General features: G+C 73.1%; 9 protein-coding genes. 7 read left to right on the top strand and 2 right to left on the bottom strand.

The features are described 5' to 3' along the window. The first annotated feature begins 272 nt into the window (after window positions 1-272). Window positions 273-1,238, top strand: coding sequence for a YiiG family protein (locus LXM90_RS01670; protein WP_056533607.1), 966 nt, complete (start codon window positions 273-275; stop codon window positions 1,236-1,238). Window positions 1,239-1,266: 28 nt separating this feature from the next. Here the strand turns inward: LXM90_RS01670 and LXM90_RS01665 are convergent, their stop codons facing one another. Next, window positions 1,267-2,103 carry a lysozyme inhibitor LprI family protein gene (locus tag LXM90_RS01665; protein ID WP_091926943.1) on the bottom strand — a complete coding sequence of 279 codons (837 nt, stop codon included), beginning with the start codon at window positions 2,101-2,103 and terminating at the stop codon, window positions 1,267-1,269. A 77-nt stretch (window positions 2,104-2,180) separates the two neighbouring features. Further along, complete coding sequence (locus LXM90_RS01660) at window positions 2,181-3,251, bottom strand: DUF4424 domain-containing protein (RefSeq protein WP_234081603.1); 1,071 nt, start codon at window positions 3,249-3,251, stop codon at window positions 2,181-2,183. 473 nt (window positions 3,252-3,724) lie between these two features. On the opposite strand from LXM90_RS01660, the gene LXM90_RS01655 reads away from it, so the two are divergent. The 6 genes from LXM90_RS01655 to LXM90_RS01630 all read left to right on the top strand — a co-directional run bounded on the left by LXM90_RS01655 (window position 3,725) and on the right by LXM90_RS01630 (window position 13,260). Further along, window positions 3,725-4,303, top strand: a complete 579-nt coding sequence (locus LXM90_RS01655; RefSeq protein WP_020094072.1) for a peroxidase-related enzyme — start codon at window positions 3,725-3,727, stop codon at window positions 4,301-4,303. A gap of 297 nt (window positions 4,304-4,600) precedes the next feature. After that, the gene (locus LXM90_RS01650; protein WP_020094073.1) at window positions 4,601-6,856 is read left to right on the top strand and encodes an ATP-binding protein; all 2,256 of its coding nucleotides are present in this window, start codon (window positions 4,601-4,603) and stop codon (window positions 6,854-6,856) included. Further along, entirely contained in the window at window positions 6,856-7,317 is a 462-nt protein-coding gene (locus LXM90_RS01645) for a response regulator (RefSeq protein WP_020094074.1), read from the top strand. Before LXM90_RS01650 ends, LXM90_RS01645 begins: the two co-directional genes overlap by 1 nt. Next, the gene (locus LXM90_RS01640) at window positions 7,314-9,041 is read left to right on the top strand and encodes a hybrid sensor histidine kinase/response regulator (RefSeq protein WP_020094075.1); all 1,728 of its coding nucleotides are present in this window, start codon (window positions 7,314-7,316) and stop codon (window positions 9,039-9,041) included. Before LXM90_RS01645 ends, LXM90_RS01640 begins: the two co-directional genes overlap by 4 nt. A 199-nt stretch (window positions 9,042-9,240) precedes the next feature. Next, the gene (locus LXM90_RS01635; RefSeq protein WP_234081601.1) at window positions 9,241-12,480 is read left to right on the top strand and encodes a PAS domain-containing protein; all 3,240 of its coding nucleotides are present in this window, start codon (window positions 9,241-9,243) and stop codon (window positions 12,478-12,480) included. 162 nt (window positions 12,481-12,642) lie between these two features. Further along, window positions 12,643-13,260 (top strand): SOUL family heme-binding protein, encoded by a 618-nt coding sequence (locus LXM90_RS01630; RefSeq protein WP_091680914.1) that lies wholly within the window; start codon window positions 12,643-12,645, stop codon window positions 13,258-13,260. Window positions 13,261-13,415: the final 155 nt, after the last annotated feature.

Genomic DNA, 13,415 nt, shown 5'->3' with positions numbered 1-13,415 from the left:
GATCCGCCGCCGCGGGACGAGGCGGATCGCGCCGCAGGCCCGGGAAGACGCTCCGGGCACCCGCGATGGACTTCCCGGCCTCGCACTCCGACGCCCCGCGAGATCATCGTCCCCGTGACGATGATCGGGGATGTGATCGTCGAACGCCCCGATAGACGCGCCGCTGTCGATCCCGAGAGATCTATTGGGCGCGATCGACCCGATCCCGCGTCTGGTCTTCGCGCGGAACGCCGGCTACAGGGGCAGAACCATCCGGAGGATCCCCAGCGCCCATGAGAGCGACGAGCCTGAGAACGACGACTTGGTTGATGCTGACGGCGCTGCTCGCCGCCGCCCCGGCCCGTGCGCAGGCCCCCGCGCAGGCCCCCGCCCCGGCACCGGCGGGGCCGGCGACCAAGCCCGAGAGCGATCCGGCTCAGGAGACGATCCGCAAGCTCAACGCCTATGTCGGGCTCCTCAACCGGACCCTGCGGGCGCAGGAATCGCTCGGCCGCTATCAGAGCTGGGTCAACATGAAGACCGGTCCGACCGGCCGCGAGCGGATCATCTACGGCCTCTACGGGCTCTACGACGTGCGCGGCGAGATCGCGAAGGCGGAGGCCGCGACGGCGCAGCCGCCCGCGATGCCGGACCTCGACGGCGCCGTGAAGACCTACATCGCCGCCTATCAGGCGCTCGCCCCGACGGTCACCGAGGCGGAGGGCTACTACGAGCGGCAGGATTACCGCGCGGACAAGATGGAGCAGGGCAAGGCGCTCCACGCCAAGCTCGCCGTCGCGGGGCCGGCCTTCCTGGCGGCGCGCGCCAAGGTCGACGCCGCGCTGCGGGTCGAGAAGGAGAAGAGCGACGCGCTGGAACTCGCCGCCATCGAGGCGCGGGAGGGCCGCAAGGCGCGCTGGCACGTCGCGAACGTGATGACCGCCTGCCGCAAGGTCATGGACCTGCTGCCCACCGACGCCAAGCCGGTCGTCGACATGGCGGCCTTCGACGCCGCGCTCGGGCGCTACGCCGTCGCCGTGAAGGACATGGACGGGTACAGCGCCGCCAACCCGAACTCCTTCCACGTGTTCGAGAGCCGGCCGCGCGCGCTCCTGGGCAAGCTGCGCGAGTTCGACGACAAGCTCGCCAAGGCCAGGGGCGACGCCCGGCGCGGCGCCGGGCGCGACGTGACCTGGATCGTGAACGACTACAACATGATGGTGTCGACCGCGCAGACGGCCACGACCTTCTCGCGGTGACCGGGGGCGTCCGGGACCCGGGCCCCCGTCAGCGGGCGCTCCGGCCCGGTTCCGTCAGCCGCAGCGAGGTCGCGGCCGCGGTGACGGCCGCCTGCCAGCGCGCCTGCTCGGCCGCGGGGTAGCGGACGCGCAGGGTGACGAAGGCGCCGCCGCGGCCGCCCGCCAGCAGGGTCTTCCGATACAGGATCCCGGCCGCCGTCGTGCAGGAGAGCACGATCCAGCCGGGCTTGCGCGCCGCGTATTCCGGCGGCTGCCGCAGGCAGGTCTTCCGGTCCGCGGCCACGACGGCGTCGAGATCCTGGTCGAGCACGTCGTTCAGGCCCGACACCGTCAGGTGCAGGTGGCCGTCGGCCGAGCGGAAGGCCTGCCCGTCGCCGTTGTCCGGCGGCGGCTCCGCGACGAGGTCGGCGGGCACGTCGACGGAGAAGCCGAAACGGGCGTTGACCACGTGGCGCAGCGCCGGCGTGTCCGGCAGCGCCCGGCTCCAGTCGCGCCGGACCTGCGCGATCCGCGCGGTGTAGGCCCGCGTCAGGCAGGCCGTGTCCGGGCAGGCATCGCGGACCCGCGCGCGCCAGCGCGCGTGGTCCTCGCCGAAGGTGTCGATCGCCTGGCCGGTCTCGCCGTCGACCCCGCGCGTCTCGCCCACGATCCGGTCGAACAGGCGCCTGAGTTCCTCGTCCAGCCGCGTCAGGGCGGGGTCGGCACAGATCAGCGTCTCGACCCTGTCCCGAATCCCGGCGCAATCCGGCGCCGCCCGGGCGCCGACGGTGCCGAGCGCACAGACTGCGCCGACGAGGCCGGATCGGAGGATCGATCGGGGGAACGATCGCGGGCTCAGGCGCGCCGGACGGGCTTGGCTACGCACGGATATCCCTCCTGTGGCGGTCTGGACGCGATCGGCCGTCGGGCCTTCCGGATCCGGGCAGGATGGCGCGCCGCCGCTCATCGGCCCGTCGTGGTCTTGAGCATCAGGATGTCGATGTCGCGCCGAGGCACGTAATCCGTCACGACGCTCTCGAAGGTCGTCGGGCCGGTCTTGCGGAGTCCGGTGGCGCAGAACGACACGAGCGTCGTCGGATCGCCCTTGTCCACGGTCAGCTTGAACGTGCCGATCGGCCCGGCCCAGTTGCCGCCGGAGGTGATCACGTAGGACAGGTACTGCTCGAAGGCCTGCACCCCCTGCCCGCCCGCCGCCGCGATCCTGCGGGCGAGCCCCTGGGCCGCCTTCAGGAAGGCCGCGTCCGTGCAGTATTTCCGCGCGTACTCGGCCTTCTCGTCGGCGCCCTCGGTCGGGGTCCCGAACGACAGGCTGGAGAGGCCGCCGACGCCCGGAACGTAGCTCTGCCGGACGACGACGTCGCGGCCCGCCGGGAAGACCTGCCGGCGCCAGAACTTCGACCGCAAGGTCCAGACCGGGAACAGGCTCGTCGTGCCCTTGCCCATGTCCTGGGGCTCCAGGAGGCCGTCCGCCACGAGGCCGCGGCGCTGATCGGCGCCCAGGGCGGCCAGCGCGGCCTCGGTCGCCTCGACCGTCGGGACGAGGGGGATGCCGAGGCTCCGCAGCCGCCCGGTCACCTCGACCTCCGGCTTGCCGGCCGGCGTGACGAAGGCGCGCTGCTCGACCTGCGAGTCGACCGGCCGGCCGTCGACCTCGGTGGTGAAGCGGAGGAAGTTGTCGTGCTTCGGGTCGGCGATGCTCAGCATCGCGTCGGGACCCCCGGAGATGTCGGGCATCGGGAACGCGATCGTCGTCTCGACGTCCCGGTCGGTCAGGTTGCGAAAGCGGTAGACGATCCGCACCGCCTTCTCGGACAGGAAGAGGTCCTCGGAGACGAGGGCGATCCGGTCCGTCTTCTCCAGGACGAGACCGCCGGTCGCGAGGGTCGCGACGCTGTCGTCGGCCCGGGCCGGACGCGGCAGGGCCGACGACAGAGCCGTCGACAGAGCCACCGACAGGATCACCGGCAGGAGCAGGGTCAGGCGCGGGATGCGGGTCGTGGATGGGATTCGCACGGCTGTCGGGCTCGCGGGTTGGATCCGTCGGTGCGGGGCGGGGTGAGAACCGGCGCGTCGCCGGTCAGCGATCGGCGGGCGGGTCTCGGACGATCCGGTCACGCCTCCGGCTCAGTCGCGGAGCGGGCTCGGCAACCGTCGGTCCCGGTGGGAGACGGGCCTCGATCCGCCGCCCCAGAGCGGTGAGCGCTTCGGCGAAGGCGTCATCGGTCGCGGCACACCATCCTCCCCGCGGCGCGCCCGCACGCGCACCGCCGAATCTCGGACGGACCGAATGGAAGCTTTCGGGCAGAGTTGAGGCCGACCGAGAGGGCCATGTCAGGTCGAGGCGTCAGGTCGAGGCTGTGAGAAGACACCGCCGTCGGCGGCCGCGCGCGATTGCGCCGCCGCGACCGTTCGGTCTATCGGCTGCCCGGGATGGCCGGCGGCCCCGGGCGCCGGCTCGATCCGCGACGATCTGCGAGGAGCGCCCCGTGCCAGCCGAAGACGCCCCGATCGGCCGCTTCCCGATCCCCCGCCTGGAGACGCTGCCGGACGACATCCGCGCGCGCATCGAGGCGGTGCAGGAGAAGTCCGGCTTCATCCCGAACGTGTTCCTGGTGCTCGCCCACCGTCCGGACGAGTTCCGGGCGTTCTTCGCCTACCACGACGCGCTCATGGACAGGCCGGGCAACCTGACCAAGGCCGAGCGCGAGATGATCGTGGTGGCGACCTCGGCCATCAACCAGTGCCAGTACTGCGTGATCGCCCACGGGGCGATCCTCCGGATCCGCGCCAAGGATCCGCTGATCGCCGACCAGGTGGCGATCAACTACCGCAAGGCCGACATCACCGACCGGCAGAAGGCGATGCTCGACTTCGCTATGCTGGTCAGCCAGTCCGCCCACCAGGTCGGGGAGGCCGCGTTCGCGGCGCTCAGGGCCCACGGCTTCGACGACGCGGATGCCTGGGACATCGCCGCCATCGCGGCCTTCTTCGGCCTGTCGAACCGGCTGGCGAACGTCAGCAACATGCGGCCCAACCCGGAATTCTACGCGCTGGGTCGCGGCTGACGGCGCGGCGTCCGTCCCTCGCCGCCGGCGAGCGGACCGCCGGGGCGGTTTCCGGGTGTCCGCCACCCCTTCAGAGGGCTCGGCGCCCCGCGGGACCGCCGGAGCCCCGCCGTGCGACCTGGCGTCGCGCGCGGGGAGCGGATGAAACGGCTCCGGCCCTCTGAGCCCGACGGCGACCGCGCGCGGGGACGGGGCGCGCCGTCCTTACCAGTGCTTTAAGCCTATAGGAGCCGCCCGGTCCGGCTGTTAACAGGCGTTAAATTTTGTGGCCGACCCGGTGAGGGGGCGAATCCCGGCTTGAACCTTCGAAGCGGCGCGGCCCAGCGTCTCGACCTGACCGCGTGCGATCGCGAGCCCATCCACATCGTCGGCAGCGTCCAGCCGCACGGGTTCCTGCTCGGCCTCGAGGCCCGGTCCCTCACCATCGTCCAGGCGAGCGCCAACGCCCCCGCGGCGGCCTCCGTCGGCACCGTCCTCGACGCGGCCCTGCCCGACCTCGCGGCCGTCGTCCGCCACCACCTGGAGGCGGCGGAGCCCCAGGACGGCGCCCTCTATCTCCGGACGGTGACGCTGGAGACCGCCGGCGGGCGCCAAGCCTACGAGGTTGCGGCCCACCGGGTCGACGAACTCGTCGTGCTGGAGCTGGAGGAGATCGACGCGGCCGCGGCCGAGATCGGCGTCGACGTGCTCACCCCGCGCCTGCGGGCCTTCGTCGAGCGCCTGCAGACCGCCCGCACCGTCGAGGACCTCTGCCAGTTCGTCGCCGAGGACATCCGCCAGATCACCGGCCTCGACCGGGCCCTGGTCTACCGGTTCGACCGCGACTGGCACGGCACGGTGCTGGCGGAGGCCGGCAACGGCGTCCTGCCCTCCTACCTCGACCTGCGCTTCCCCGCCTCCGACATCCCGGCCCAGGCGCGCGAGCTCTACCGCCGGAACCGGCTGCGCATCATTCCGGATGCCGGCTACGTCCCCGTGCCGATCCGGCCGGCCACCACGCCTTCCGGCAAGCCGCTGGACCTCAGCCAGTCGGTGCTGCGCTCGGTCTCGCCGGTCCATGTCGAGTACATGCGCAACATGGGCACGATGGCGTCCATGTCGGTGTCGATCCTCGTCGACGGCGCCCTCTGGGGCCTGATCTCCTGCCACAACCGCGCGCCCAGGCGCGTGCCCCTCCAGGCGCGCAATGCCTGCGACGTGCTCACCCAGATCTTCGCCCTGCAGCTCTCGGCCCGCGAGCGCGGCGCCCAGTCCGAGAAGCGGCTGGCGCTGGGCGCCGTGCAGGCGCGCCTCCTCGCGTTCATGGCCGAGGAGGACAGCTTCGTCGACGGCCTGCTCAACCACCCCGACGACGTCCTGGCCCTGGTGGACGCGACCGGCGCCGCGGTGGTCACGGCGGACCGCTGCCGGCTGCTCGGGGCGACGCCAACCGAGCGCGAGGTCCGCGCCCTCTATCGGTGGCTGTCCGAGCGCGAGGATGCCGAGGAGGTCTTCGTCTCCGAGGCCCTGTCGGAGGCGTTCCCGGCCGCCGCCGCCTTCGCCGACCGGGCGAGCGGCCTCCTGGCGATCTCGGTCTCGAAGAAGTACGCGAGCTACATCCTCTGGTTCAGGCCCGAGGTCGTGCGGACGGTGAAGTGGGGCGGCAACCCCGTGAAGGCCGTCCGGCCCGACCCGGAGGGCGGCCCGGACCGGCTGCACCCGCGCAAGTCGTTCGAGATCTGGAAGGAGACCGTGCAGGGCCGCTCCCTGCCCTGGTCCGACCCGGAGGTGGAGGCCGCCAAGGACCTGCGCGCCTCGGTGCTCGGCATCGTGCTCCGCCGGGCCGAGGAGCTCGCCGCCATGAGCGAGGAGCTGCAGCGCTCGAATAAGGAGCTGGAGGCGTTCTCGTACTCGGTCAGCCACGACCTGCGCGCGCCGTTCCGCCACATCGTCGGCTACGCGAACCTGCTCAAGACCCGCGAGGGCGCCCAGCTCTCCGACAAGGGCCGGCACTACGTGGAGACGATCATCGAGGCGGCCTTCTCGGCCGGCACCCTGGTCGACAGCCTCCTGAGCTTCTCGCAGATGGGCCGGCACGCCCTCAACAAGGTCTGGGGCGACATGAACGCCCTGGTCGAGGAGGTCCGCCGGAAGGTCCTGCGCGACGTCACCCCCGACCGGACCCTCCGCTGGGAGATCGCGCCCCTGGGCCGCGCCTACGCCGACCCGGTGATGCTGCGGCTCGTCATCGAGAACCTGCTGTCGAACGCCGTGAAGTACACCCGCGGCACCCCGGAGGCGGTGATCGCGATGGGCAGCCTCCCGCCCCGGGAGGGCGAGGCGGTTTACTACGTGCGCGACAACGGCGCCGGCTTCGACATGGCCTACGTCGACAAGCTGTTCGGCGTCTTCCAGCGGCTGCACCGGGTCGAGGAGTTCGAGGGCACGGGCATCGGCCTCGCCAATGTCCGCCGCATCGTCGAGCGCCACGGCGGCCGGACCTGGGCCGAGGGCAGGCTCGGCGCGGGCGCCACCTTCTACTTCACCCTGCCCATCCGGGAGGAGGCCCACTGATGGCGGGACTGAAGCCCATCCTCCTGGTCGAGGACAACCCGAACGACATCGAGCTGACGCTGGCGGCGCTCGAATCGAGCCAGCTCGCCAACGAGATCGTCATCTGCCGCGACGGCGCCGAGGCCCTCGACTTCATCTACCGGCGGGGCGCGCACGAGAAGCGGCAGGCCCAGGACCCCGCGGTGGTCCTGCTCGACCTGAAGCTGCCGAAGGTCGACGGCCTGGAGGTGCTCGCCAAGATCAAGGGCGACCCGGTCACCCGCCAGGTGCCGGTGGTGATGCTGACCTCGTCCCGCGAGGAGACCGACCTCGTGCGCTCCTACGATCTCGGGGTGAACGCCTTCGTGGTGAAGCCGGTCGCCTTCGAGGAGTTCTTCGCGGCGATCAAGGAGATCGGCGTGTTCTGGGCCCTCCTCAACGAGCCGCCGCCGTACCGGGGAGGCTGGCCATCGAACGCGTGATCGGACCTTCCGCGGGGCCGCTGCGGGTCCTCCACCTGGAGGACAGCGACCTCGACGCCGAGCTGATCGAGGCCGAGCTGGAGACCCTCGGGCACCCGGTCGCGATCGAGCGGGTGATGACCCGCGACGCCTTCGCCCGCGCGGCGGTCGCCGGCCGGCACGACCTGATCCTGGCGGACTACGTCCTGCCGACCTTCGACGGCGTGAGCGCCCTCGGCATCGCCCGGGCGCAGTGCCCCGACACGCCGTTCATCTTCTGCTCGGGCACGCTCGGCGAGGACGTCGCGGTCGAGGCCCTGAAGAACGGCGCCACCGACTACGTCGTCAAGCAGCGCCTCGACCGCATGCCGCGCACGATCGTCCGGGCGCTGGCCGAGGCGCGGGCCCGCGCCGACAAGCGCGAGGCCGAGGCCGCCCTGCAAGCGCTCAACGAGACGCTGGAGGTGCGCATCGCCGAGCGGACCCGCGAACTCGCCGCGGCGAACGAGGCCCTCCAGGCCCAGATCGTCGAGCGGGAGCGGGCGGAGGACGCCCTGCGGCTCGCCCAGCGCCTGGACGCGGTCGGCCAGCTCACGAGCGGCGTCGCGCACGACTTCAACAACCTGCTGACGGTGATCGCCGGCAACATCGAGTTCCTCGAGAGGGTCGTGTCCGACACCCGCTCGAAGCGCCGCCTCGCCATGATGCGCGGGGCCGCCGAGCGCGGCGCCCGGCTCACCGCGCAGCTGCTCGCCTTCTCCCGGCGCCAGCGCCTGGAGCCGACGCCGGTCAGCCTCAACCAGACGGTCGCGTCGATGCGCGACCTGCTGCAGAGCTCGATCGGCGGCGCGGTCCGGATCGAGACGACCCTCCAGCCCGACCTGTGGCCGGCCCTGGTCGACGCCACCCAGATCGAGCTGGTGATCCTGAACCTCGCCATCAACGCCCGCGACGCGATGGCGGTGGGCGGCCGGCTCGCCATCGAGACCGCCAATGTCAGCGTCACCGGGGCGCCGACTCGGCCCGAGCAGCCGGCGCCCGGCGCCTACGTCATGGTGGCGGTGAGCGACACCGGCACCGGGATGACGCCGGACGTGCTGGCCCGGGTGTTCGAGCCGTTCTTCACCACCAAGGAAGTCGGCAAGGGGTCGGGTCTCGGGCTCGCCCAGGTCTACGGCTTCGTCAAGCAGTCCGGCGGCGGCATCCGGATCGACACGGTCGCGGGCGAGGGCACCTCGATCAAGGTCTACCTGCCCCGGGCCGCGGAGCCCGAGGGTGCCGTGCCCCGCCTGCCGGCCGCGGCCGAGGCCGCGCGGACGCACCCGCCCGGGAGCGGCCCCCGGCTCCTCGTGGTCGACGACGACGCCGAGGTGCGCGAGGTGACGACGACCCGCCTGATCGAGGCCGGCTACGCGGTGCGCGAGGCGGCCTCGGGCCTCCAGGCCCTGGCCGCCCTGGAGGCGGATCCGGGCGTCGACCTCGTCGTGATGGACTTCGCCATGCCGGGCATGAACGGGGCCGAGACGGCCCTGGAGGTGCGGAAGCGCTGGCCGGCGCTGCCGGTCCTGTTCGTCACCGGCTTCGCCGACACCACCGCCCTGACCGAGGCCGGCGCCGTCGGCGCCGACGCGATCGTGCTGAAGCCGTTCCGCGTCGGGGAACTCGAGGGCAAGGTCGCCGCCGCCCTGGCGGCGCGCCCGCCGGCGCAGCTCCGGCTGATCTCGGGCCGCGACAGGAGCGCCTGAGGGGGACGTCGCGCGGGCGTCCCGCTTGCGTCTCTGGGGCTCTCCCGGGCGTTCTCCACACGGCGTGCGGGCCCCGCACGGTGTCCCGGGCGGCGCGTGCGCGCCGACGCGGTTGCGCGAACCCGCCCGCTGGGGCACCGATGGCGCTGTCCTGTCCCGCCGGTTCCTCGCCCCATGTCCGAGTCACGCGCCTGGTCCGATGCCTGAGACCGTCGGGACCGCGCCCCCGGCCTTCCTCGCGGAGGGCGGCGCGATGGGCGCCCGGATCCGCGCCCACGACTGGTCCGGCTCGCCGCTCGGCCCGCCGGACAGCTGGGCGCCCTGCCTGCGGGCGACCCTGAGCCTGATCCTGGGATCGCGGTTCCCGATGTTCGTGGCGTTCGGGCCCGACCTCGTCTTCCTCTACAACGACGCCTACGCGGAGATCCTGGGCGACAGGCATCCCGCGGCGCTCGGCGCGCGCTTCCGCGACGTCTGGAAGGAGATCTGGCCGGAGATCGGCCCCCTGATCGACCGGGCGCTCGCCGGTGCGGCGACGTGGTCCGAGAACATGCCGCTGACCATGAACCGGCACGGCTACGACGAGCCGACCTGGTTCACCGCCTCGTACGCGCCGGTGCGCGACGAGGCGGGCCGGGTCGCCGGCCTGCACTGCGCCTGCACGGAGACGACCGGCCGCGTCCAGGCCGAGGCGCGCCTGCGCGAGGCGGAGGCCCGGATCCGGGCCCTCGCCGACCACCTCCCGGGCGGCTACGTCTACCAGCTCGCCATGGCCCCCGACGGCGCCGACCGGCGCTTCCTCTACGTGTCGCAGGGTTTCGAGCGCATGACCGGCCTGGCGGCCGGGGACGTGCTCGCCGACCCGGCGGTCGCCTACGACCTGATCCTGCCGGAATACCGCGCCGCGGTCGCCGAGGCGGAGGCCGCCGCGATCCGCGACCTCGCGCATTTCGACGTCGCGGCGCCCATGCGCCGGCCGGACGGCACCCACGTCTGGACGCGCATCGTCTCGGCCCCCCGCCGCGTCGGCGACACGCTGGTCTGGGACGGGCTGCATCTCGACGACACGGTGCGCCGCCGGACCGAGGAGCAGCTGCGGGAGAGCGAGCGGCGCCTGCGGCTCGCGACCGAGGCGGCCGAGATCGGCCTCTGGGACGTCGACGTCGTCGCCGACACCCTGTTCTGGCCCGCGCGGGTCAAGGCGATGTTCGGCATCTCGGCCGACGTGCCGGTCACGATGGCCGATTACTACGCCGGCCTGCATCCCGAGGACCGGGCGGCCACGAGCGCGGCCTACGCCTCCGCCCTCGATCCCGCGCGGCGCGCCGTCTACGACGTGGAGTACCGCACCGTCGGCAAGGAGGACGGCGTCGTGCGCTGGGTCGCCGCCAAGGGGCGCGGGATCTTCGAGGGCGCGCGCTGCGTGCGGGTGATCGGCACGGCGATCGACATCACCGCCCGCAAGCAGGCCGAGGAAGCCCTGCGCGCCAGCGAGGCGCAGTTCCGGGTCCTGTCGCAGGTGCTGCCGAACTTCGTCTGGGCGACCGACGCGGCCGGGGCGGCGAACTGGTTCAACGCGCGCGTCTACGCCTACGCGGGCCGGGAGCCCGGCACCCTCGACGGCGCGGGCTGGCGGGGGATCATCCATCCCGACGATCAGGACCGGGTCGACGAGGAATGGCGGGCGGCCGTCCGGTCGCGGGCCGACTACCAGTCCGAGTACCGCCTGCGCCGCGCCGACGGCGCGTATCGCTGGTTCCTGGCCCGGGCGCAGCCGGTCCTGGGCGCCGACGGCGCTGTCACCCGCTGGGTCGGCACCAGCACCGACATCGACGACCAGAAGCGGCTCATGGCCGAGCTCGTGCGCTTCAACCTGACCCTGGAGCAGCGCGTGGCCGAGCGCACGGCCGAGCACGACCGGGTCTGGCGCAACTCGCGCGACCTGCTGGCCGTGGTCGGGGCCGACGGCATCTTCCGCGCGGTCAATCCGGCCTGGCAGACGATCCTGGGGCACGAGCCCGCCGCGGTGGTGGGGCGCAGCTTCCTGGACTTCATCTGGCCCGAGGATGCGGGCGCGACCCAGGAGGCGCTCGAAGCGGCCGCCGCGGCGCGCGACCTGACCGATTTCGAGAACCGCTACCGGCACAGGGACGGCACCCTGCGGCTGATCTCGTGGCGCACCTCCGTCGAGGGCGCGCAGGTCTACGCCTACGGCCGCGACGTCACCGCCGAGAAGGCCCAGGCCGAGGCGCTCCGGCACGCCGAGGAGGCGCTGCGGCAGTCGCAGAAGCTGGAGGCGGTGGGCCAGCTCACCGGCGGTGTCGCCCACGACTTCAACAACCTCCTGACGATCATCCGCTCGTCGGTCGACTTCCTCCGCCGGCCGGACCTGGCGGAGGAGCGCCGGTCCCGCTACCTCAACGCCGTCTCGGAGACGGTGGACCGCGCGGCGAAGCTCACCGGCCAGCTCCTCGCCTTCGCGCGGCGACAGGCGCTGAAGCCCGAGATCCTCGACGTCGGCGCGCGGCTGCGCGGCGTGGCCGACCTCCTCGACACGGTCACGGGCGCCCGCATCGCGGTCGTGACCGAGCTGCCGGAGCGGCCCTGCTTCATCCGGGTCGATCTCAGCCAGTTCGAGACCGCGCTGGTCAACATGGCGGTGAACGCCCGGGACGCCATGGACGGCGCCGGAACGCTGACCCTGCGCCTGCGCTGCGGCGCGGCGCTGCCGCCGATCCGCGGCCATGCCGGCGCGCCCGGCCCGTTCGCGGCGATCGACCTCGTCGACACCGGCACCGGCATCGCGCCGGACGTGCTGGCGCGGGTGTTCGAGCCGTTCTTCACCACCAAGGAGGTGGGCAAGGGCACCGGACTCGGCCTGTCCCAGGTCTTCGGCTTCGCCAAGCAGTCCGGCGGCGACGTCGCGGTCGAGAGCGCGCCCGGCCGCGGCGCCACCTTCACGCTCTACCTGCCGCAGGTCGAGCCCGAGGCGTCCTGCGCCGCCGCCGCGGAGGCCGCCGCCCTCGACCCCGGCGGCGCGGGGCAGCGGGTTCTGGTGGTGGAGGACAGCATCGAGGTCGGCCGCTTCGCCACGCAGATCCTGGAGGATCTCGGCTACGCGACGACCTGGGCGACCAACGCCGAGGAGGCGCTGGACCAGCTCGGGGCCGACGGCGCGGCCTTCGACGCCGTGTTCTCCGACGTGGTCATGCCCGGCATGGGCGGGATCGCGCTGGCCCGGCTCCTCCGGCAGCGGATGCCGCACCTGCCGGTGGTTCTGGCCTCCGGCTACAGCCACGCCCTCGCCCAGGAGGGGATCCGCGACTTCGAGCTGCTGCCCAAGCCCTACTCCGCCGACCAGGTCTCGCGCGTGCTGCGCAAGGTCGTCGGCGCGCGGCGGAGGCGGCCGAGGGGCGGGCAGCCGGGCGGGCAGCCCTGACGCGGCGGGGCGCTGCCGGGACCAGCGGAGACCTGACAGAGACCTGACAGAGACCTGACAGAGGCCTGACGCCGCAGCCGGGCGGCGACGGGCGGTCCCGGCGCCATGTTCCCGCGGGAGGTTCCGCGCGCGGGAGACGCCGCGCCCGCCCCCGGAGGTCCCATGGACAGGGTCATGTACGCGCTCGTCACCCTGGCGGAGGCGGTGCTCGGGATCTTCGGCGTGCGGGCGCTCTACGAGCAGCCCGCCTACGCGGTCGTCGAGCGCCTCGACCGCGGGGTCGAGATCCGGTCCTACGCGCCGCGCCTCGCGGTCGAGACCGACGCGCGCGGCCAGGGCGACGGCGACGCCTTCGGGCGGCTGTTCCGCTACATCACCGGCGCGAACCGGGCCGGGGACCGCATCGCCATGACGGCGCCGGTCGAGAGCGGCGGCCAGCGCATCGCCCAGCCCATCGCCATGACCGTCCCGGTGGAGCGGGACGGCACCGGCACGATGCGGTTCTTCCTGCCCCGCGCGGTGGCGGCGGCCGGGGCGCCGGCCCCGACCGAGCCGGGGGTCCGGCTGGTCGAGGTCCCGGCCGAGCGGGTCGCGGCCCTGCGCTTCTCCGGCCGCCTCACCCCGGAGGCGCGGGCCGCGCAGGCGGGCATCCTCGCCGCCGTCCTGGCGGCGGCCGGCCGCGCACCGGCGGGCGCGCCCTTCGTCATGGGCTACGACCCGCCCTTCGCGATCCCGTTCCTGCGCCGGAACGAGGTCGCCGTCCGCCTGCCGCCGCCGTGAGAGCCGGGACCGGTCCTGACGACCCGGTGGGCGGCCTCGGACGCCGCCCCGGAGGACCGGCCCGATTGCGCAATTATCCCGCGATGTCCTTCATAATAATCCCGAAGACTTGCCGCTATCTTCCTCTTCTGTTGTCTTTGCGCCACAGGCCCGAT

Origin of the sequence: Methylobacterium oryzae, from assembly GCF_021398735.1 — a bacterium.
GTDB lineage: Bacteria > Pseudomonadota > Alphaproteobacteria > Rhizobiales > Beijerinckiaceae > Methylobacterium.
The sequence above is the reverse complement of the archived record's forward strand: the minus strand, read 5'-3'. Positions and strand labels throughout refer to the sequence as shown.

Bases quoted from the DNA above. Each gene is read 5' to 3' on its own strand.
- LXM90_RS01670 (WP_056533607.1), top strand. From the start codon at position 273: ATGAGAGCGACGAGCCTGAGAACGACGACTTGGTTGATGCTGACGGCG.
- LXM90_RS01645 (WP_020094074.1), top strand. From the start codon at position 6,856: ATGGCGGGACTGAAGCCCATCCTCCTGGTCGAGGACAACCCGAACGAC.
- LXM90_RS01635 (WP_234081601.1), top strand. From the start codon at position 9,241: ATGCCTGAGACCGTCGGGACCGCGCCCCCGGCCTTCCTCGCGGAGGGC.
- LXM90_RS01630 (WP_091680914.1), top strand. From the start codon at position 12,643: ATGGACAGGGTCATGTACGCGCTCGTCACCCTGGCGGAGGCGGTGCTC.